At 72.0% G+C, this 21,916-nt stretch carries 14 protein-coding genes; all 14 read left to right on the top strand.

The features are described 5' to 3' along the window. The first annotated feature begins 176 nt into the window (after positions 1–176). Positions 177–1,667: a GNAT family N-acetyltransferase gene (locus tag ABD374_RS23050; protein ID WP_344497497.1), complete on the top strand. Its 1,491-nt coding sequence runs from the start codon at positions 177–179 to the stop codon at positions 1,665–1,667. A gap of 129 nt (positions 1,668–1,796) precedes the next feature. After that, positions 1,797–2,579 carry a TIGR03936 family radical SAM-associated protein gene (locus ABD374_RS23045; RefSeq protein WP_344497496.1) on the top strand — a complete coding sequence of 261 codons (783 nt, stop codon included), beginning with the start codon at positions 1,797–1,799 and terminating at the stop codon, positions 2,577–2,579. A gap of 230 nt (positions 2,580–2,809) precedes the next feature. Next, the gene (locus ABD374_RS23040; RefSeq protein WP_344497495.1) at positions 2,810–6,955 is read left to right on the top strand and encodes an Rne/Rng family ribonuclease; all 4,146 of its coding nucleotides are present in this window, start codon (positions 2,810–2,812) and stop codon (positions 6,953–6,955) included. 216 nt (positions 6,956–7,171) lie between these two features. Continuing rightward, positions 7,172–9,949, top strand: a complete 2,778-nt coding sequence (locus ABD374_RS23035) for a CDP-glycerol glycerophosphotransferase family protein (RefSeq protein ID WP_344497494.1) — start codon at positions 7,172–7,174, stop codon at positions 9,947–9,949. Positions 9,950–10,194: 245 nt separating this feature from the next. Beyond that, a complete protein-coding gene (gene rplU / locus ABD374_RS23030) occupies positions 10,195–10,515 on the top strand; it encodes a 50S ribosomal protein L21 (protein WP_028813461.1) in 321 nt (106 codons plus the stop codon). Between the two features lie 12 nt (positions 10,516–10,527). Then, on the top strand, positions 10,528–10,785 hold the full coding sequence (gene rpmA, locus ABD374_RS23025; protein ID WP_344497493.1) for a 50S ribosomal protein L27: 258 nt from the start codon (positions 10,528–10,530) through the stop codon (positions 10,783–10,785). Positions 10,786–10,917: 132 nt separating this feature from the next. Then, positions 10,918–12,351, top strand: a complete 1,434-nt coding sequence (gene obgE, locus ABD374_RS23020) for a GTPase ObgE (protein ID WP_344497492.1) — start codon at positions 10,918–10,920, stop codon at positions 12,349–12,351. Positions 12,352–12,645: 294 nt separating this feature from the next. Next, positions 12,646–14,145: an SDR family NAD(P)-dependent oxidoreductase gene (locus tag ABD374_RS23015; RefSeq protein WP_344497491.1), complete on the top strand. Its 1,500-nt coding sequence runs from the start codon at positions 12,646–12,648 to the stop codon at positions 14,143–14,145. A gap of 134 nt (positions 14,146–14,279) precedes the next feature. Then, a complete protein-coding gene (locus tag ABD374_RS23010; protein ID WP_344497490.1) occupies positions 14,280–16,409 on the top strand; it encodes a coiled-coil domain-containing protein in 2,130 nt (709 codons plus the stop codon). A 185-nt stretch (positions 16,410–16,594) separates the two neighbouring features. Continuing rightward, the gene (locus tag ABD374_RS23005; protein WP_344497489.1) at positions 16,595–17,842 is read left to right on the top strand and encodes a glycosyltransferase family 2 protein; all 1,248 of its coding nucleotides are present in this window, start codon (positions 16,595–16,597) and stop codon (positions 17,840–17,842) included. 213 nt (positions 17,843–18,055) lie between these two features. Further along, positions 18,056–19,192: a glutamate 5-kinase gene (proB, locus tag ABD374_RS23000; protein ID WP_344497488.1), complete on the top strand. Its 1,137-nt coding sequence runs from the start codon at positions 18,056–18,058 to the stop codon at positions 19,190–19,192. Positions 19,193–19,311: 119 nt separating this feature from the next. Then, entirely contained in the window at positions 19,312–19,797 is a 486-nt protein-coding gene (locus tag ABD374_RS22995) for a hypothetical protein (RefSeq protein WP_344497487.1), read from the top strand. Positions 19,798–19,897: 100 nt separating this feature from the next. After that, a complete protein-coding gene (locus ABD374_RS22990; protein ID WP_344497486.1) occupies positions 19,898–21,208 on the top strand; it encodes a glutamate-5-semialdehyde dehydrogenase in 1,311 nt (436 codons plus the stop codon). A 59-nt stretch (positions 21,209–21,267) separates the two neighbouring features. Then, a complete protein-coding gene (locus tag ABD374_RS22985; protein WP_344497485.1) occupies positions 21,268–21,864 on the top strand; it encodes an SCO2584 family spore wall biosynthesis protein in 597 nt (198 codons plus the stop codon). Positions 21,865–21,916: the final 52 nt, after the last annotated feature.

Genomic DNA, 21,916 nt, shown 5'->3' with positions numbered 1-21,916 from the left:
GCGTAGGCGGGCAAGAGCTGAGCCGCGCGAAGGCCCGGCCGGGAAGCCCCCGGCCGGGCCTTCACGCGTACCGGCGCGATGCCGCAGCTCACCGCCCCTGACATCCGCTTTCGCGCCCCCTTCCCCGCGGTGATGGGGGAATTCCTGGCCGAGGACGAGTCGGGGGAAGCCACCTGGTGGTGGTACGTGGACGGCGGCACCTCCTCGGACGCGTCGGCTCGCGTCACCGCCTCACGCCCCGACCGCGCGAAACGGGCGGGCGCGTCGGCCACGCCGTACGGCCCGGCGCCCGCCGGCAGGGGTATGCCGCCGCGATGCCGCGCGCCTGTCTGCCGTACGCCCGCGAACACGGCATGGAGTCCGTTCCGCTGCCGTGCGACCGCGACAACACCGGCAGGCGGAAGGTCATCGAGGCGAACGGCGGCGTCCTCGAGGACGAGCGCGAAGGCATGCTCCGATTCTGGATCCGGACGGCGGGCCGAGGCGTCTTCATGGGCATGGACTTCGAGAAGCGGCCGCAGCCGCCCGCGCCCCTGCGCGAGGCACCACAGGCGGAGGGCTGTCTGACTGCCGTCGTCAGGATCCCGGTGCGCATCGTCGTGCTGGTCCTGGTCGTCCCGGTGCGGATGGTGTGGGACCTGCTCGCCGTCTGCGGGAAGGCGGTCGGCCGCGCGCTCGCCGCGGTCTTCCGGCTGCTGGTCGCCGCACCGCTGGTGTGGCTGTACGGGAACCTCCTCGTCCCCGTCGCGAAGGCGCTCGGGTACGTCGCCCACGCCGTGCTGATCATGCCGTGGGTGCTGCTGTGGAAGTACGTCCTGGTGCCCGTCGTCCGGTACGGGATCGTCGTGCCGGCGGTGTGGCTGTACCGCCGGGTGCTGACCCCGGCCGGGCGCGGACTGGCCTGGCTCGGGCGCACGGTGGGGCATGCGGTCGCCGCCGCCGCGCGTGCCGTGGGCGCGGCGGTGGCGTGGGTGGCCCGGATGCTCGCCGTGGTGCCGCTGGTGTGGCTGTACACGTACGTCCTCACGCCGGTCGGGCGCGGGCTCTCCTGGCTGGGCCGGACGGTGCTCGAGTCGGTGGCGCTGTGGGAGTACGTTCTCGTGCCGTCGGCCCGGGGCGTCGTCTGGCTGGCCGCCGGCCTCTGGCGCGCGGTGGCCTGGTGCGTGACGACCGTCCTGGTCGCGCCCCTCGTGTGGCTGTGGCGCGCGGTGCTGGTCCCCGTCGGGCGCGAGACCGCCGCCGCGTTCGGGCACGCCTGGCGCATCGCCGGTTACGTCTCCCGGGCTGTGGGGCGCGCGCTGAAGTGGCTCGGACGGAACCTGGTGGGGCGGCCGGTGCGCTGGGTGTGGCTCAGCGTGTGCACGCCGGTGGGGCACTGGGTGCGCGACACCCTCTGGGCACCGGTGCGGCGGGCGGCCGTCGAAGCGGGCCGGGCGGCGCGCGAGGCGCTGCGCAGCGCGCGGGAGGCGGTGCGTCAGGCGCGGCGCGACGCGTGGCGCGCGCTCGTCGGAGGGCCCGCGGACACCCGGCCGGCCGGGCGCATGGCCGAGGCCGTGGAACCGGTGGGGGCTCCTGCGCGTACTCTGGGTAGTAAGACGACTGCCCCCAGCGCGGCACCCGCGTCCGAGACCTCCCTGCTTGGCGGAAACCCGGCCGAGCGGGGATGAGCCGGCCGCCGGGACGCGAGGGGGCGGACCCCCACGCCGGAGGGCGACGCGCGGACAGCGCGCCGCCCCGCACGAGGAGAAGAACCACTGGGCAAGCGACAGCCCGAAGGCCCGCCGCCCGCACCGGCGGTGCAGCGCATCCGACTGCGCTACACCAAGCGCGGCCGCCTCCGGTTCACCAGCCACCGTGACTTCCAGCGCGCTTTCGAGCGGGCACTGCGCCGCGCCGACGTACCCATGGCGTACTCGGCCGGCTTCACCCCGCACCCGAAGGTCTCGTACGCCAATGCCGCACCCACCGGCACGGGCAGCGAGGCCGAGTACCTGGAGATCGCACTGACCGCCGCGCGCGACGTGGACGAGCTGCGCGAGCTGCTCGACGAGTCGCTGCCGGAGGGGCTCGACATCACGGACGCGGTCGAGGCGCGTACGTCGGGTCTCGCCGACCGGCTGCAGGCCTCCGTGTGGGAGTTGCGCCTCGACGGTGTCGCTCCCGAAGACGCGGAGAAGGCCGTCGGGTCCTTCCTGACGGCCGAGAGCGTCGAGGTCCAGCGCCGTACCAAGAACGGCATGCGGTCCTTCGACGCACGCAGTGCCGTCGTGGATCTGCAGGCAGTCCGTCCGCCGTCCGATAGGCCGGGGGACGGGCCCTGTGCGATACTGCGGCTGGTTGTTCGGCATGCGACACCCGCCGTACGACCCGACGACGTCCTGTCCGGTCTCCGAGCTGTGGCCGACCTGGCGCCGCCGGTCCCCGCAGCGGTGACCAGGCTGGCGCAGGGGCTCTTCGACGAGGAGTCCGGCACGGTGACCGACCCGCTCGCGCCCGACCGCGAGGCAGTCACGGCCGCCCCATCCAAGGCCGCCGGACTGACCGCCGCGACGGCGCCGGAAGGTGCAGGTTCCGCGTAGGGCGGTCGTTGCAGCGCAGCCCTGGGACTCGGGAGCCACCTGGGTCGGGCCGCGCACTGACCAGAAGACTTTCGCCAGGCCGTACGCATACCGCGTGCGGAACCGGCGAGCTAGACAACAGCTCCCGTGCGGCGCCCGCGCCCCGGACGGCGGTACCGCGCTCATCGCGTGGACCGGACCGGACCGGAATCAGGCGTGGCGCCCGGGGGCGTGACGGGAGAACCGCCCGCATGCTCGAGCCGAACGATTCCACCGAGCCCTCGGCAGGTACCGCGCGTACCGCCGGGGAGACCGACAACGACCACTCGCCCAGCGACACGCTGCCGCCGCGCCGTCGGCGCCGCGCGGCCTCGCGCCCCGCCGGTCCTCCGGCCGGGGGCGCGAAGGCCGTAGTGACCGCCGAAACCGTAGAGGCCGCGGCTCCGGCCATACCGGCCGGAGAGGGCGCCGTGAGCGAGCCCGCAGAGAGCACAGAGCCCGTACAGCCCGCGGAGAGCGCCGAGGCCGCTCCGCCGGCCCGTACGCGCCGCCGTGCCACCCGCAAGGCGACCGCGCCCGCCGGTGCCCCGAAGCCCGCCGAGGCCGAGGAGGCGCCCGCGGCTGCCGCCGAGGAGCCCGCCGTCGTGGACGAGGCCGCTCCGCCGGCCCGTACGCGCCGCCGTGCGACGCGCAAGGCGACGGCGCCCGCCGGTGCGCCGAAGAGTACGGACACGGCTGCCGCCGAGGTCGGGGCCGCCGCCGCGCCCGAGCCCGTCGCGCAGGCCGAGCCCGTACAGCCCGCGGAGAGCGCCGAGGCCGCTCCGCCGGCCCGTACGCGCCGCCGTGCCACCCGCAAGGCGACGGCGCCCGCCGGTGCCCCGAAGTCCGCCGGGGCGGAGACCCCGGCCCCGGTCGAGGCCGAGGCGCCCGAGGCCGCTGTGGAGGCGCCCGCGGCTCCTGCCGCTGCCGCCCCTGCCGTTCCTGCCGCCGACGAGACGGCCGACGAGGCGCCGCGTGGGCGTGGCCGTCGCCGGGCGACCCGCAAGGCGACCGCGCCCGCCGGTGCCCCGAAGACCGAACCGGAGACCGAGCCGAAGGCCGAAGAGGCCCCCGCCGAGGAGCCCGCCCCGGCGGAGCCCGTGGCGGCCGAGGCCGAAGAGGCGCCGCGCGGGCGCACGCCGCGTCGTCGCGGTGGCCGCAAGGCCGCCGCCGAGGCCGCTGCCGCCGAGGCCGCCGCGCCGAAGGCCGAAGAGGCCCCTGCCGAGGCCGCCGCGCCGAAGCCGGACGCTGCCGCGCCGAAGCCCGCGGCCGAGGAGCCGTCGCGTTCGCGCCGCCGGGTCTCACGTCCCGCTGTCGCCGTGTTCCAGGCGCCGGTCTTCACCGAGCCGATGTTCCAGACCCCCGAGACGGCCGCGGCTGCCGCTGCCGCCCGGATGACGGAGCCGGACTTCGTCGAGGACGTGGAAGAGGACGAGGAGGAGCTGGAGACGGTCGTCGAGGCGCCTCCCGCGCCGCAGGCCGCCCCGCAGCGGGGCCGCCGTCGCCGTCGCCGCGGTGAGCCCGCCGAGGACGAGCGCGCGGAGCGCGTCGAGCGTGTCGTGGAGACCGCGCCCGCCCCGGAGGAGCCCGCCGAGCTCGTCGAGGAGGAGGAGCGGGACGAAGAGGACACCGCGCACGACGACTCCGACGAGGCCGAGGACCGCAGGGCGCGCCGCCGTCGCCGCGGTGGCCGTCGCCGTCGCCGGGGTGAGCCCGCCGACGCGGACGAGTCCGAGGAGCCGGACGCGTCCGACGAGGCCGCGGCCGACCGGGCCGACGAGGACGCCGACGAGCGTGCCGACGAGGCCGACGAGGACGAAGCCGACCAGTCGGGCGCGGGTTCCGCCTCCAGCCGCCGTCGCCGCCGTCGTCGCCGCCGCAGCGGTGACGCGGGCCCGGAGACCGAGGCCAACGGCGTCGACGACCCGGAGCGTACGGTCGTCAAGGTCCGTGAGCCGCGCAAGAAGGAAGCGGAGCGCGAGCCGGGCACCGGCTTCGACGAGGTCCAGTCCATCAAGGGCTCGACTCGTATGGAGGCGAAGAAGCAGCGCCGCCGCGAGGGCCGGGAGCAGGGCCGCCGTCGCGTCCCGATCATCACCGAGGCCGAGTTCCTGGCGCGCCGCGAGGCCGTCGAGCGCGTGATGGTCGTCCGTCAGCACGGCGACCGCACCCAGATCGGTGTGCTCGAGGACAACATCCTCGTCGAGCACTACGTCAACAAGGAGCAGTCGACCTCGTACGTCGGCAACGTCTACCTGGGCAAGGTCCAGAACGTCCTGCCGTCGATGGAGGCCGCCTTCGTCGACATCGGCAAGGGCCGCAACGCCGTCCTGTACGCGGGTGAGGTGAACTTCGACGCGCTGGGCATGGGCCACGGCCCCCGCCGCATCGAGTCCGCCCTCAAGTCCGGCCAGTCGGTCCTCGTGCAGGTCACGAAGGACCCGATCGGCCACAAGGGCGCCCGCCTCACCAGCCAGGTCTCGCTGCCCGGCCGCTACCTGGTCTACGTGCCCGAGGGCTCGATGACCGGCATCAGCCGCAAGCTGCCCGACACCGAGCGCTCGCGTCTGAAGACCATCCTCAAGAAGATCGTCCCCGAGGACGCGGGCGTCATCGTGCGCACCGCCGCCGAGGGGGCGAGCGAGGACGAGCTGCGCCGCGACGTCGAGCGCCTGCAGCAGCAGTGGGAAGACATCGTCAAGAAGTCGAAGAGCAGCGGCGCGACCAGCGGTCCGACCCTGCTCTACGGCGAGCCGGACATGACCGTCCGCGTCGTGCGCGACATCTTCAACGAGGACTTCTCGAAGGTCATCGTCAGCGGTGACGACGCGTGGCAGACCATCCACGGTTACGTCTCGCACGTCGCCCCGGACCTGACGGACCGGCTGTCGCGCTGGACGTCGGAGGTCGACGTCTTCGCGACGTACCGGATCGACGAGCAGCTGATGAAGGCGCTGGACCGCAAGGTCTACCTGCCGAGCGGCGGTTCGCTGGTCATCGACAAGACCGAGGCGATGATCGTCGTCGACGTCAACACCGGCAAGTTCACCGGTCAGGGCGGCAACCTCGAGGAGACCGTCACCAGGAACAACCTGGAGGCGGCCGAGGAGATCGTCCGTCAGCTGCGCCTGCGCGACCTGGGCGGCATCGTGGTCATCGACTTCATCGACATGGTCCTGGAGTCCAACCGCGACCTGGTGCTGCGGCGCCTGCTGGAGTGCCTGGGACGCGACCGTACGAAGCACCAGGTCGCCGAGGTCACCTCGCTGGGCCTGGTCCAGATGACGCGCAAGCGGGTGGGCCAGGGTCTGCTGGAGTCCTTCTCCGAGACCTGCGTCCACTGCAACGGGCGCGGAGTGATCGTGCACATGGAGCAGCCGGCCGCCGCCGGCAACGGTGGTGGCGGCAAGCGCTCCAAGAAGCGCGGCCGCGGTGGCGCGGAGCTCGATCACGAGCACGCGGAGCTGCCGGAGACCGAGGCCGAGGTCGAGACCGAGGCCGAGCTCGCCGCAGAGGTGGCCGCGCCGACGGCGCTCCCCGAGCCGGAGTTCGTGCCGGACGAGGAGCTGTACAGCAGCCCCGCGGAGGCCGAGGCGGCCGCCGGCCGCGGCCGCACCCGCCGTCGCGCGTCCCGCAAGGCGACGGCTCCGGCCGGTGCGCCGAAGGCGGCGTACGTCCCGGAGCCGGAGCCCGCTCCGGAGCCCGAGGCCGTGGTGGAGCCCGAGCCTGAGCCCGAGGCGGCGCCGGCGCAGCCCGCGCCCGAGCCGCAGCCGGAGGCGGCCCCGGCCCGTACGCGGCGTCGTGCGACGCGCAAGGCGACGGCTCCGGCCGGTGCGCCGAAGAGCGCCGACGCGCCGGCGGCCGAGGCGGTCCAGGTCGTCACCCCGGCCCCCGTAACCGAGGAGCCGAAGACCGAGCAGCCCGCGGCCGTGGAGCCGAAGGCCGCGGAGCCGGTGGCCGGGGCCGGGCAGCCCGCGGTCGAGGAGCCGGCGACGGCGGCTCCGCCGCGTGCGCGCCGTCGCGCGACCCGCAAGGCGTCCGCGCCCGCGGGATCGCCCAAGGGCGCGGAGGAGGCGGCCGTGCTGGTCGTCGAGGCGCCGGTGACGGACAAGAGCGCCGCCGCCGAGCCGGCCACCGAGCCCGTCGCCGAGGCCGGGGCTCCGGCTCCGGCCAAGAAGGCGACGCGCAAGGCCGCCGCGAAGAAGGCCCCCGCGAAGAAGGCGACCGCCGCCAAGAAGACGGCCGCCAAGAAGACCGCGGCCAAGAAGACGACGGCCAAGAAGGCGTCGGCTTCGAAGAAGACCGCGGCGGCGGAGCAGCCGTCGCAGTCGGCGGTCTCCGCCCCCGCCGAGGACTGACCTTCGGGCAGCACCTCACGCGGTAACAGCTCTGTGGGCCGTCCCGGACCTTCACCGTCCGGGACGGCCCACACTGCTGCCCGCCCCCTCGGAGTGACGTACGCGACGCCTGTGTGTCCAGGAGGTCCGTGCAACCTTCGGAGGCGCCAGGAAGTCTTGTAAAAGATCTCTTTCCCTGGAGTTCATCTCCGGTTTTTCTTGAAAGGCCCGTCACCCATGGCGTCCACCCCCGCAGGCACCGGCACAGTCCCCGAGCAGTTGAACCGGAGCATGAAGTACTTTCCGGAGGCCTCGGAGGAAGACCGTGCCGGATTCCTCGCCGCGGCGAGGGATTTCGTGGCGCAGGCCGGTCCGAAGAAGGTGGCGAAGCTGCCCCCGATCGGCCGCATCCAGTGGCACCTGGCCGCCGAGGGGCGTGCGGACGAGCTGGTCGAGGTCCTGCGGTACGACCGCGAGAACCCGGGTGTCTACCAGGTCAAGGGCCTCAGGCGGGCCCGCGTCGAGCTGCCGGGGGTGGAGCTGGGCGCGCTGCCGCCCCTGGTGAAGAACCTCAAGCGCAGTGAGCTGCCGGTGCGCAGCAGGCTGACCGACATGGAGTGGCGGGACGGCCGTCTGGTGCTGCGCGGTTACGCGTACGTGCCCAATGCCCCGGCGGCGACGGGGAAGCGTTCCGTCCGTATCGCCGGGCTGCGCAAGGAGGGCGGTGGCGGCAGCGTCCCGCTCAGGCTGAAGACCGTCCTGGAGCCGAAGGCGACCAGGTCGGCGCCGGGCGCTCTGCACGCGTACGACTGGTCGGGCTTCGAGATCACGATCGACCCGAGGCGGCTGCGCTCCCGCGGTCGCTGGCAGTCCGGCACCTGGTTCCTGGGCATCGGCATACCGAGGCCCGGCGGCCTCTCCGTCGGGCGGGTGTACAAGAACGACGCGGGCCGCGGCGGGCACAGCCAGGTCCAGGTCGTCGAGAGCGGCGTGCGGGTCGTCGCGGGCTTCGAGGAGGACTGCTTCCGGCTCACCGTGGACGTGGTGCCGGCCGAGATCGAGGCGCACGAGGCCGTACGGGACGGCATGGAGGTGACGGTGCGCTCCTGCCCGGAGACCACGCGGGGCAGGGCCCCCGTGGAGCTCCGGGTCGACCACCCCGGCTCCAGGACGGCCGCCCGGTACCCTCTGGAGAACCGGGAGGGGAGTTACGGCGACGGCTGGGCCAGGAGCGCGGCGTGCGTCCCCTTCGCGGACCTGCCCGTCGACGGGGTGCGGCCCAAGAAGGTGCAGAACTCCCGCGTCAGCATCGTGTTCGCCGACGGCACCTCCCGCCGCGCCACGGTCGCCCGGAGCCTGCGCACCGGTACGTACCAGCTGGCCGGCGGCCGGGAGGTGGCCGCCCACACGGACGGGGCGGGCACCTTCTTCCTCCAGACCAGGGTCGTCCAGCCGGTCGTCGACCGGATGCGCTGGACGGCGCGGGGGGAGCTCTCCCTCCAGGGCACGTACCCCGGCCCGGAGGAGCCGCTGCGGCTCGTCCTCCGGCACGGCACCCGGCACGAGGAGAAGGTGCTGCCCGTCGAGGTCGCCGACGGCCGGTTCTCCGCGCTCGTCACCCCGGACGCGATGGAGACGTACGGAGGGACGCTTCCGCTGCGCGGCGGGCGCTGGTACTTCACCTTCCGCGCCGCGGCCGAGTGGGACCACGCCAACGACATCCCGGTGACGCTCCGCCCCGACCTCGTCGGCACGCTGCCGATGGCCCACAAGGGACAGCACCGCAGGTACACCGTGGACCGCCGCTTCTTCAACCGCTTCTTCCTGAACTCCGGTTCGGCGCTGAGCCCTCAGGTCCGCGGCGGCTACCGGCAGCGGCAGCTCAGGGAGACCTACTACCCGGCGCAGCAACGTCTTCCGCTGCGCGAGGCCGTTCTCTACAACAGCTTCGGCGGCAAGCAGTTCTCGGACTCGCCCCGGGCCGTGTACCAGGAGTTCGTGAGCCGCGGGACGGACATCGAGCACATCGCCGTCGTCGCCGACCAGCAGGCGGTCCTGCCGGCCGGGGTCCGCGGCGTCGCCTGGGGCAGCGAGGAGTGGTACGAGGCGCTGGCCCGCAGCCGGTACGTCGTGACCAACGTCGGCATCAACGACTGGTTCACGCGGCGCGAGGGCCAGGTCGTCGTGCAGACGTGGCACGGTACGCCGCTCAAGCGCATCGGCGCCGACCTGCTGGGCACGCCCAAGGCCAACCTCGCCTACATCGCGAGCCTGCCGCGGCGCTCGCGGCAGTTCAGCCTCTTCGTGTCGCCGAACGCCTTCACGACCCCGATCATGACCCACGCCTTCCAGCTCAAGTGCGAGGTGCTGGAGTCCGGTTACCCGCGCAACGACGTCTTCCACGCGCCGGACCGGGAGAAGACGGCCGCGCGGGTGCGCGAGCAGCTGGGCATCCCCGAGGGGAAGAAGATCGTGCTGTACGCGCCGACGTGGCGCGACGACCAGCGCTACGACGGCAAGCGGTTCAAGCTCGACCAGCAGGTCGACCTGACCGCCGCCGAGGCGGCGCTCGGCGAGGACCACGTCTTCCTGTACCGCAAGCACAACAAGGTCCTGGACAGCATCCCGGGCGCCGGGCAGGGCTTCGTCCACGACGTGGCGGCGTACCCGGACATCGCCGACCTCTACCTGATCGCCGACGTGCTGATCACGGACTACTCCTCGGTGCTCTTCGACTTCGCGCACTCGGGCCGCCCGATGCTGTTCTTCACGTACGACCTGGAGCACTACCGCGACACGCTGCGCGGCTTCTACTTCGACTTCACCGAGCGCGCGCCCGGCCCGCTGCTCAAGACCTCGGAGGACCTGGTCGTCGCGATCCGGAACATCGACTCGGTGTCGGCGCGGTACAAGGAGAAGTACGAGCAGTTCGTGAAGGACTTCTGCGAGCCCTCGGACGGCCGCGCCTCCGCCCGGGTGGTCGACCGGATGCTGGAGATCGCGGCGGGGGAGTGACGCCCCGGGGTTCCGGGAGACCGGTGCCCCCGGTCTCCCGGAACCCCGGTTTGACCCTCCCTGCGGGGGCCCGTACTCTTGACCGTCGGCGTGTTTTTATGCACGCCATCTCCTGAGCATCTCCCTTCCGGCGCCCCCCGGGGTTCCGTTAGAGGCCGCTCCTCCATTCGGATGCGCCACGGGCCCCAGGGCCCGTGCGAACGGCTGGCATCAGGGGTCCCGTCCCGAGCGAAAGAGAGATCAGCGTGTACGCCATCGTGCGCAGCGGTGGTCGCCAGCACAAGGTTGCTGTCGACGACATCGTTGAGGTTGACAAGATTCCCACGGCCAAGGTTGGCGACACGGTCGAGCTCTCGACCCTGCTCGTGGTCGACGGCGACTCCGTCACCAGCGACCCGTGGGTCCTGGCCGGCATCAAGGTCACCGCCGAGGTCGTGGACCACCACAAGGGTGCCAAGATCGACATCCTTCGGTACAAGAACAAGACCGGCTACCGCCGTCGCCAGGGTCACCGCCAGCAGTACACGGCGATCAAGGTCACCGGTATCCCCACGGCTGCGAAGTAAAGGGACTGAGACATGGCACACAAGAAGGGCGCATCGTCCACTCGGAACGGTCGCGATTCCAATGCCCAGCGGCTCGGCGTGAAGCGCTTCGGCGGTCAGACCGTCAACGCCGGTGAGATCCTGGTCCGCCAGCGCGGCACCCACTTCCACCCGGGCACGAGCGTCGGCCGTGGCGGCGACGACACGCTGTTCGCACTCGCCGCCGGTGCGGTCGAGTTCGGCACGCACCGTGGCCGCAAGGTTGTGAACATCGTTCCGATCGCCGAGTAATTCCGGCCTTCGTCGAGCGGTACGCACAGCACTTTCCGAGGGCGGACGCTCTTTCCCGGGTACCGGGGAAGCGCGGCCGCCCTCGGCGCGTTACGTATGTAGGCATTTCCGCATGTACTGGAGGACCCACCCATGACCACCTTCGTGGACCGCGTCGAACTGCATGTCGCCGCGGGTAACGGAGGCCACGGCTGCGCCTCCGTACACCGTGAGAAGTTCAAGCCGCTGGGCGGCCCGGACGGCGGCAACGGCGGGCGTGGCGGCGACGTCACCCTCGTCGTCGACCAGTCCGTGACCACCCTGCTGGACTATCACCACAGCCCCCACCGCAAGGCCACCAACGGCCAGCCCGGCGCGGGCGACAACCGTTCCGGCAAGGACGGCCAGGACCTGATCCTGCCCGTCCCCGACGGCACCGTCGTCCTCGACAAGGACGGCAACGTGCTGGCCGACATGGTCGGCCACGGCACGACGTACGTCGCCGGCGAGGGCGGCCGCGGCGGCCTCGGCAACGCGGCGCTGGCCTCGGCCCGCCGCAAGGCGCCGGGCTTCGCGCTGCTCGGCGAGCCGGGCAAGGGCGGCGACATCGTCCTGGAGCTCAAGACCGTCGCCGACGTGGCGCTGGTCGGCTACCCGAGCGCCGGCAAGTCCTCGCTGATCTCGGTGCTGAGCGCGGCCAAGCCGAAGATCGCGGACTACCCGTTCACCACGCTCGTCCCCAACCTCGGTGTCGTCACGGCGGGTTCGACCGTCTACACGATCGCCGACGTCCCGGGCCTGATCCCCGGCGCGAGCCAGGGCCGCGGTCTGGGCCTGGAGTTCCTGCGCCACGTCGAGCGCTGCTCGGTGCTCGTGCACGTACTGGACACGGCGACGCTGGAGTCCGACCGTGACCCGCTGACCGACCTCGACGTGATCGAGGAGGAGCTGGCGCAGTACGGCGGTCTGGGCGACCGGCCGCGCGTCGTCGTCCTCAACAAGATCGACATCCCGGACGGCAAGGAGCTCGCGGAGATGATCCGCCCGGACCTGGAGGCGCGCGGATACAGCGTCTACGAGGTGTCGGCGGTCGCGCACATCGGTCTCAAGGAGCTCTCCTTCGCGCTGGCCGAGGTCGTCTCCAAGGCGCGCGCCGCGAAGCCGAAGGAGGAGTCGACCCGGGTCGTCATCCGTCCGAAGGCGGTCGACGACGCGGGCTTCACGATCACCGAGGAGGACGGCGTCTACCGCGTGCGCGGCGAGAAGCCGGAGCGCTGGGTGCGCCAGACCGACTTCAGCAACGACGAGGCCGTGGGTTACCTCGCGGACCGCCTCAGCCGCCTCGGCGTCGAGGAGAAGCTGATGAAGGCCGGTGCCCGCGCGGGCGACGCGGTCGCGATCGGCCCCGAGGAGAACGCGGTCGTCTTCGACTGGGAGCCGACGGTGATGGCGGGCGCGGAGATGCTCGGCCGCCGTGGCGAGGACCACCGCCTGGACGCCCCGCGTCCGGCGGCGACGCGCCGCCGGGACCGCGAGGCCCAGCGCGACGACCCCCAGCGCGAGTACGACGAGTTCAACCCCTTCTAGTCCGGCCCCTTCCGAAGGGGGCGGCCCCTTCCGGAGCGAGCGCCGACGGGCCGGCGGGCGGGGTCCGGCCCGTCGGCCGCCCCTGTGGCATCGCTCACCCTCGGGAGTGGACCCCCGGACGCCTCCCGCACCGGCCCCGGTCGCCGTACGGACGCAAGTGCCTGTTTCCGTACGGCGGTTGGGGGCCGGAAAAGGTTTCGTACAGGTGTCGGTAGGGGGGCGTCCACCTTGCGGGGCGGTCACGGAGAGTGCAACCATCGTGTGGTCTTCCAGTCCACGCAAGGTAGGTCGTCTGTGTCCGTGCAGCCCATAGCCAAGCCCCGAACCACAGCAGTCGTGCTCGCCGGTGGGACCGGTCAGCGCGTGGGTCTGTCGATCCCCAAGCAGTTGCTGAAGATCGCGGGCAAGGCGGTCATCGAGCACACGCTGGCGATCTTCGAGCAGGCGGAGGGCATCGACGACATCATCGTCCTCATGGCGCCGGGCTATGTGCCGGACGTCGAGAAGATCGTCGTGAAGGCCGGCCTCACCAAGGTCACCCAGGTCATCGAGGGCGGTTCGACGCGCAACGAGACCACCGAGCGCGCCATCTCCGCGCTCGGCGAGGGCCTCGCCGAGGGTGAGGACCGCAACGTCCTCTTCCACGACGCGGTGCGCCCGCTCCTGTCACAGCGAGTGATCCAGGACTGCGTCGACGCGCTGGAGCGCTACGAGGCGGTCGACGTCGCCATCCCGTCCGCGGACACGATCATCGTGACGCGCACGCACGGCGGCGACGGCGAGTTCATCACCGAGGTCCCGGACCGGTCCCGGCTGCGCCGCGGCCAGACCCCGCAGGCCTTCAAGCTCTCCACGATCCGCAAGGCGTACGAAGTCGCCGCCGGTGACCCGAACTTCCAGGCCACCGACGACTGTTCGGTCGTCCTGAAGTACCTGCCGGACGTGCCGATCTACGTCGTCGCGGGCGACGAGTACAACATGAAGGTGACGCAGCCGGTCGACGTCTTCATCGCCGACAAGCTGTTCCAGCTCGCCTCCACCGCCGCCCCGCAGCAGGCCGACGAGGCCGCGTACCGCGAGCTCCTCGCCGGCAAGACGCTCGTCGTCTTCGGCGGTTCGTACGGCATCGGCGCGGACATCGCGGCTCTCGCCGAGAGCTACGGGGCCAAGGTGTACGCCCTGGGCCGCTCCACCACCGGCACGCACGTCGAGAACCCCGAGCACGTCGACGACGCCCTGTCGAAGGCGTACGCGGAGACCGGCCGCGTCGACTACGTGATCAACACGGCGGGCGTGCTCCGCATCGGCAAGCTCGCCGAGACGGACGGCGCGACCATCCAGGAAGCGCTGAACGTCAACTACCTGGCCCCGGTGCAGATCGCCCGCGCCGCGCACAAGTACCTGGCCGAGACCAAGGGCCAGCTGCTGCTCTACACCTCCAGCAGCTACACCCGAGGCCGCGCCGAGTACAGCCTCTACTCCTCCACGAAGGCCGCCATGGTGAACCTCACCCAGGCCCTCGCCGACGAGTGGGCGGCCGACGGCGTGCGCGTGAACTGCGTCAACCCGGAGCGCACGGCGACTCCGATGCGCACCAAGGCGTTCGGCGACGAGCCCGCGGGCTCGCTGCTGTCCTCCGAGGCCGTGGCGCGTACGTCGCTGGACGTACTGCTCTCGGAACTCACCGGTCACGTCATCGACGTACGGCAGGTGGATCCGACGCGTGGCGCTTCCGAGGCGTCGGGATTCGAACAGGCATTGGCCGCCGTCCTGAATCGTCAAGAAGATGTGTGATACTGCTTGACAATCCACGATCCGGGCCTCTGTAGTCGCCGATAAAGCGATATGCAGAGGCCCGACTTCGTGGATCCGAACTTCATATTCCTCTTACGCTGTACATAGCCGGCACCCCCTGGAGCAGGTTCTTCGTGATTTCGACCGCCATCCGCCTGGCCCGCGTGGGCAGTGGATCCGAACTGGCCGCCGCCGCCGTCCTGGGGCTGGGATATCCGTGCATAATGCTGGCCGCACTGATCCCGAACCTCTGGTTCTTCGCGGCCGCCGTGGCCGCGACGTACTTCGCGGACCAGCATCTGCACCAGCGCGGCAGCTATTTGATCAATCGTCTGGGCAAGGTCCGGGCCGGTCTTTCGATCCGTTTCCTGGTGCGCCAGCTGCTGCTGATCCTTTTGCTGGCCCGCATGGAACTGGCCGAGCAGACGATCTTCTACGTGACGATCGCCTCCCTGCTGCTGTTCTACGCACTCCAGGCCCCGCACGGCGCGCTCGTCACCCTGATCCGCCTGCGCCGCAGGATGCCGGTGGTGACCCGCAACATCGACCTCTCCATGCTGCGCATCCCGGCGGCCCCGCCGAGGCGGCTGCTGAACCGGTCCGCGGAGAAGATGCTGCACCTCGACGTCTTCGCCGTGGCGGGCGTGCTGGCCGCGGTCGAGAGCGGCCGGGACGTCCTCGGCTACGCCGGCCTCGCGCTCTCCCTGGTCCTGGCGGTCGCCTACGTCACGGCGCTGCTGCCGTTCACGCGGCGCGGCCGCCGCGTCCCGCCGGCGGACACCGTCCTGGAGGGCGTCGACGGCTGGCTGCGCGACTACCGCCCGACCACGGTCCTCTACTTCTCCGGGTCCCGGGAGTCGGCGTACCAGGTCAACATGTGGCTCGACACCATGAAGCAGCTCGACGGCAAACCGCTGATCGTCCTGCGCGAGCGCCACATCGTGCCCCAGCTCGCCCCGACGTCGGTGCCGGTCATCTGCGTCCCGAGCGCCACGCACCTGATGAACATGGACCTCTCCACGGTCCGTGTCGCGCTCTACGCCGCCAACGTCGGCAAGAACATCCACATGCTGCGCGTGCCCACCATGAAGCACGTCTTCATCGGGCACGGCGACAGCGACAAGGTCGCGAGCATCAACCCGTACAGCAAGGTGTACGACGAGGTGTGGAGCGCCGGCCGGGCCGGCCGCGACCGCTACGCGCTCGCCGACGTCGGCGTCCGCGACGAGGACGTCGTCGAGGTGGGCCGCCCGCAGCTCGCCCCGATCCAGACCTGGAGCGGTACGCCGAAGCACCCGGTCCCGACCGTCCTGTACGCCCCCACCTGGGAGGGCTGGGACGACAACCCGGGCAACACCTCGCTCCTGCTCGCCGGCGAGAACATCGTCAGGCGCCTGCTGGAGTCCCCGGAGCCGGTCCGGGTGCTCTACAAGCCGCACCCCTTCACCGGTACCCGCAGCCCCCGGGCCAAGGCCGTCCACGAACGCATCACCGCCATGGTGGAGAAGGCCGCGGCCGAGCGCGCCACCGACCCGCGCTGGGCGAAGGAGGCGTCCGCGCTCCGGGCCGGGCAGAGCGCGGCGCGGGCCGAGCTGGCCCGTATCGAGGCACGCCTCGGCGAACTCGGGGCCGGCGGCAACGGCAACGGCAAGGCGAAAACCGCCAGGGACGAGGCGGAGACCTCACGTGACGCCCTGCCCGATCCGGCGCGCGAGGCCGAGCTGGCGCTCCTCGGGGACGAGTGGAACGCCGCGTACTGGCGCTCGTTCGGGTGGTGGGAGCACCGGGTCGTCACCGGCGCCGAGCCGCGCCTGTACGACTGCTTCAACGAGTCGGACGGCATGGTCTCCGACATCTCCAGCGTCGTCTCGGACTTCATCGCGAGCGGCAAGCCGTACGCCGTGACCGACTCCGCGGAGCTGGGCGCCGAGGAGTTCAAGAAGCAGAACACCGCCGTACGCGCCGCCGTGATCCTCTCCAACGACGCGCGGCAGCTCGGCGAACTGCTCGCCGCCATCACGGGCGGCGAGAGCGCCGACCCGCTGGCAGAGGCCCGGCGCGAGCTGAAGGCGTACCTCCTGGGCCCCGACGAACCGGCGTCCATCGTGCAGTTCAACGACGCCGTACGGGCGCTCGCGGCCAAATCCGAGGCCCGCAACCTGGGGGTGGCCCAACGCTCCGGCGTCGAGACCGCCGTCACCGCGGCGGACCCGAGCGACTCCGCGCCGGAGGCCACGGGGCTCGACACGACGGTGGCGGGCTGACCCCCGAAACCCGGGCGACATTCGCACGGAGATCTGAATTCGGCCCGGCAGGGAGTCTTTCGAGACGTTCTGCCGGGCCGTTCCTGCGTGTTGTGGCAGGCGACACGTGGAAAAGTAACGATGGTGAACAACCCATACCCATGTGGCGACGGTCTTGGATGTCGATGAAAGAGAATGAGACGGGCATGGCCTCAGTTGAAATTCCCGATGTAACCGTGATCATCGGCGCCTACGAGGCGATGCCCTACCTGATCCCTTGTCTGGAATCGGTCGAGGCCCAGACCCTGGGCGCGGACCGTATGGAGATCGTGGCCGTCGACGACGGCTCGACCGACGGGACCGGAGAATATCTCGACGAGTTCGCGGCCAGGAGCAAGGTCAGGACGCGCGTGGTCCACCAGGAGAATTCCGGTGGCCCCAGCAAGCCCCGCAACGTAGGTCTCGACATGGCCCGCGGCCGCTATGTCTTCTTCCTCGACGCCGACGACTATCTCGGAACGGAAGCCCTGGAGCGGATGGTCGCGATGGCCGACCGCAACGGCACGGACGTCGTGCTGGGCAAGATCGAGGGCATCGGACGCGGCGCGCCCAAGTCGATGTTCGGGCGCACCCTCGAACGTACGGACGTCTTCTCGTCCAACATCAAAATGACCCTCAGCGCGGAGAAGCTCTTCCGGCGCGCACTGCTGGAGAAGCACAAGCTGCGCTTCGACCAGCAGCTGTACACCGGTGAGGACGCGCGCTTCACCCTTGAGGCATATGTACGCAGCGCCGGGGTCTCGGTCATCGCCGACTACGTCTGCCTCTACATCGTGCGCCGCGACGACGGCAAGCACATCACGCAGAGCGGCAGTTACGCGATGCGCTTCGACTCGGCGAAGGCCCTGATGGACCTGATCGCCGAGCTCTATCCGCCCGGTGAGAAGCGCGACGAGCTGATGATCCGGCCGTTCGTGATCACGCTGCTGCCGCAGTTCGACCACCGCTGGCTGAAGGCCGCGGCCGGCACGCGCCGGGACAAGCTGGACCTCGCGCGACCGCTCATGGAGAAGTACTGGACGCCGGGCGTGGCCCGCCGGCTGAAGGTGCCCGAGCGGCTGCGGATGCACTACGTCGCCGAGGGCCGGGCCGATCTCCTGGAGAACCACCTCACGTTCCTCCAGGAGAAGAAGGTGCCCGAGGTGATCCGCAAGGGCGCGGAGGGCAAGCCCTACCTCGGGTATCCGCACTTCGGGGACGAGGCGGCGGGCGTGCCCGCCGAGATGTTCGCGGTCACGGTCTCGGAGTGGGTCGACGGGGTGCGGGTCACGGCGCCCAGGGGGGCCGCGCCCCAGCGCGCCGTCCCCAGGCCGTCCTTCGCCCGGCGCGTGGTGCGCAAGCTGCGCAGGATGGCCCGCGGCGCGCTGGCGGGCCGCCGCCCGGCCCGTTCCTGACGGGGACTCACCAGACCTCCGGTCCGTCTCCCGTCCCCTTGCGGAACCGGCGGGAGACGGACCGGAGGCAGTGTCCGGCCCGGAGCCCGGACGGCGCGAACGCCGCCCGCACGACGGCCGGCCGGCGGTCCAGCGGGCGGAATGGGCAGGCGCCGCCGGGAGCGGCTCACGTACATTGCGGGGAGAACCGGCGAGCAAGAGTGGGGTCTGTACGTGTCAGGGGCAAGGCAGGGCGTCACGGAGGCCCGCAGGATCGTCGTCAAGGTCGGTTCCTCATCGCTGACCACCGCGTCGGGGGGGCTCGACGCGGACCGCGTCGACGCGCTCGTCGACGTACTCGCCAAGGCGCGCAGCGGCGGCGAGAAGGAGATCGTGCTGGTGTCGAGCGGCGCCATCGCCGCCGGGCTGGCGCCGCTGGGGCTCGCCCGCCGCCCCAAGGACCTGGCCCGGCAGCAGGCCGCCGCCAGCGTCGGCCAGGGACTGCTCGTGGCCCGCTACACGGCCTCCTTCGCGCGGTACGGCGTGCGCGTCGGCCAGGTGCTGCTGACCTCCGACGACACCAGCCGCCGCGCCCACTACCGCAACGCCTACCGGACCCTCGACCAGCTCATCACCATGGGCGCGGTCCCGGTCGTCAACGAGAACGACACCGTCGCCACGGACGAGATCCGCTTCGGCGACAACGACCGGCTCGCCGCCCTCGTCGCCCATCTCGTACGGGCCGACCTGCTGGTGCTCCTCTCGGACGTGGACGGGCTCTACGACGGCGACCCCAGCACCCCCGGAGCCTCGCGCGTCGACGAGGTGCACGGCCCCGGCGACATCGCGCACGTCTCCATCGGCAGCGCGGGCAAGGCCGGCGTCGGCACCGGCGGCATGGTGACCAAGGTCGAGGCGGCCCGTATCGCCGCGGCCGCCGGCATCCCCGTCGTCCTCACCTCCGCCAGCCACGCCGCCGACGCCCTCGCGGGCCGCGACACGGGAACGTACTTCCACCGCACCGGCCGCCGCAGCGCCGACCGGCTGCTGTGGCTCGCGCACGCCTCGACCCCGCAGGGCGCGCTCACCCTCGACGACGGGGCGGTACGGGCCGTGGTGGAGCGGCGTACGTCGCTGCTGCCCGCCGGGATCGCCGGGGTCGAGGGGGAGTTCAGCGCGGGCGACCCCGTGGAGCTGCGGGACACGGCGGGCCTGGCCGTCGCCCGGGGGCTCGTGAACTACGACGCCAAGGAGATCCCGCAGCTGCTCGGACGCTCCACCCACGACCTGGCGAAGGAGCTCGGGCCCGCGTACGAGCGCGAAGTCGTACACAGGGACGATCTGGTCGTTCTCCACCCCTGGAACGGCTGAAAGACCGGTCCCGTGGCAGAGACCTTCACGAAAACCGCCCCGCGCCGGGCCCAGGACTGGTCAACTTTGTTGCGGGGATCCAGGGGTACGGCACAGCGACACATCAGAGGAGGCCGCCGGTGAGACGAGTACGTCCGGGGGCGCTGCCCCGAGGCACGGTCGGGCGAACCCTGACCAGTGTCGGGGCGGGAGCGGACTTCGGCACAGGACCGGAGCCGGACCAGGCGCCGGGCCCCGGCCGGGAGGCCCACGGCAGCCGGGAAGCGTCGAGGCTCTGGCACATCACCCTCAGCGTCTCGGGGGCCGAGACGCCGCTGCAGGAGGTCAGGCGAGGTCTCGAACAGCTCGCCCACGACCATCCCTTCCTGCTGACCAGCAGGTACGCCAACGACCACGCGGAGATCCGCTACTGGGAGGAGGCACGGGACCTGCACGACGCCGCGGCCGTCGCGCTGCGTCTGTGGGGTGAGCACCGGTCCACGTCGAAGCTGCCGCCGTGGGAGATCGTGGGCCTGGAGGTCATCGACCGGGAGACCTACCACCAGCGGATCGCCGAGGGGTACGGCCCGCCGCCCGCGGCGCCGGTCGGTGTGCACCCGTACTGACCGGCCGCCGCACCGCCGGGGAGTCCGGGCCTCGGCGCGAGCCGTCTCGCGGAACGGGATACCCGGTGGCCGGCGGTGGAGCGCGCATTAGTCTGCGGGTATGACCTCGCACTCTCCTCTCGCCGACACGAGCCCCGCCGACGCGACCGCGGCCGGGTCCCCGGTCGTGTCGACCGCACGCCGGGCCCGCGTCGCCGCCGACGCGATCGCGCCACTTCCGCGCTCCGCCAAGGACGCCGCGCTGCTGGCCGTCGCCGACGCGCTGGTGGCCCGTACGGACGAGATCGTCGAGGCCAACGCCCAGGACATCGCCAAGGCCCGGGCCGCCGGGACGAGCGACACGGTGATCGACCGGCTGACGCTGACCCCGGAGCGGGTCGCCGCCATCGCCTCCGACGTCCGGGACGTGGCCGCGCTGCCCGACCCGGTCGGCGAGGTCGTGCGCGGCTCCACCCTGCCCAACGGCATCGACCTGCGGCAGGTGCGCGTGCCGCTCGGCGTCGTCGGGATCATCTACGAGGCCCGGCCGAACGTGACCGTGGACGCCGCGGCGCTCTGCCTCAAGTCCGGCAACGCGGTGCTGCTGCGCGGCTCCTCGTCGGCGTACGCCTCCAACACCGCGCTCGTCGGCGTCGTGCGCGACGCGATCGCCGGGGCCGGCCTGCCCGCCGACGCCGTGCAGCTCGTGCCGGGGGAGTCCCGCGACTCGGTACGGGAACTGATGCGCGCCCGCGGCCTGGTCGACGTGCTGATCCCGCGCGGCGGCGCGTCCCTCATCCGTACGGTCGTCGAGGAGTCCACCGTCCCCGTCATCGAGACGGGCACCGGCAACTGCCACGTCTACGTGGACGCCGAGGCCGACATCGACATGGCCGTCGACATCCTCGTCAACTCCAAGGCGCAGCGGCCCAGCGTCTGCAACGCCGCCGAGACGCTCCTCGTCCACCGCGACATCGCCGGTGCCTTCCTGCCGCGCGCCCTGGACGCGCTCGCCGAGGCGGGCGTCACGGTCCACGGCGACGAGCGGGTGCTCCCGTACGCCGAGGGGTCCAAGGCGGCCGTCGTGGCCGCCACGGAGGACGACTGGGAGACCGAGTACCTCTCGTACGACATCGCCGCCGCCGTCGTCGACTCGCTGGACGGGGCCGTCACGCACATCCGCCGCTGGACCTCCGGGCACACCGAGGCGATCGTCACGACGTCGCAGGCCGCGGCCCGCCGCTTCACGCAGCTGGTGGACTCGACGACGGTCGCGGTGAACGCGTCCACCCGTTTCACGGACGGCGGTCAGTTCGGTTTCGGTGCCGAGATCGGGATCTCGACGCAGAAGCTGCACGCCCGCGGTCCGATGGGCCTGCCCGAGCTGACCTCGACGAAGTACATCGTGACGGGTGACGGTCACACGCGTTAGCGAACCCCTCGTTCGCACGTTCTCTGCCCAAAACGACCGTTCCGGTCTACGCTGAACGGGTGCCGGACGACGTGGGGGGCAAGCCGTTCCAGGACGGCTGGGAGCCCAACGACGACCGCGGAGGCGCGGACGAGGACTTCGCCTCCGTGGTATTCGACGAGGACTTCGTACGGGCCGCCGAGGTCCATGAGCCGACCGCTGTCGAGCGGCTGCTGGCGGCCGCCCAGGCGCGCGCCGAGGCCGAGGCGGCCAGGGCGCGGGCCGGCAAGGTCCCCCCGGACGACGACCTCTACGACGACGGGTACGGACCCGGGTACGGCGCCCGCGGACACGGCCACGACGGCGTGTACGGCCCGTTGGACGCCGACGACGAGTACGGCGACGGCACGGGCCCGTACGGGCGGCACGGCGGCGCCCTGCGCCCGTACCGCGGGAACGCGCGCTGGCACCGGCCCGTGGCGTGGATGCTGGCCCTGCTGATGGGCATCGGGATGGTGGCGCTCGCCTTCACGGCGGTCTACCGGGGAGCGTCGGCGGGGCGGCACGACCAGGTGCCGCTGCCCGCGACGAGCGACAACCCCCGGCCCGGCGGTCCTTCGGCCTCCGCCGAGTACTCCGCGCCGGCCGCGCCCGCGGCTCCGCACACCACGCCCTGACCGGCGCGAGCGCCCGCGACCGGCCCCTTCGCCGAACGGGCCGCCGGACCGG

The sequence above is a fragment of the Streptomyces enissocaesilis genome (assembly GCF_039533765.1).
GTDB lineage: Bacteria > Actinomycetota > Actinomycetes > Streptomycetales > Streptomycetaceae > Streptomyces > Streptomyces enissocaesilis.
Note: the sequence above shows the minus strand (reverse complement) of the source record. Positions and strands in the feature narration are given on the sequence as shown.

Excerpts from the sequence above, each read along its gene's own strand:
- rpmA (WP_344497493.1), top strand. The coding sequence starts at position 10,528 with ATGGCACACAAGAAGGGCGCATCGTCCACTCGGAACGGTCGCGATTCC.
- ABD374_RS23005 (WP_344497489.1), top strand. The coding sequence starts at position 16,595 with ATGGCCTCAGTTGAAATTCCCGATGTAACCGTGATCATCGGCGCCTAC.
- obgE (WP_344497492.1), top strand. The coding sequence starts at position 10,918 with ATGACCACCTTCGTGGACCGCGTCGAACTGCATGTCGCCGCGGGTAAC.
- ABD374_RS23035 (WP_344497494.1), top strand. The coding sequence starts at position 7,172 with ATGGCGTCCACCCCCGCAGGCACCGGCACAGTCCCCGAGCAGTTGAAC.
- ABD374_RS22990 (WP_344497486.1), top strand. The coding sequence starts at position 19,898 with ATGACCTCGCACTCTCCTCTCGCCGACACGAGCCCCGCCGACGCGACC.
- ABD374_RS23040 (WP_344497495.1), top strand. The coding sequence starts at position 2,810 with ATGCTCGAGCCGAACGATTCCACCGAGCCCTCGGCAGGTACCGCGCGT.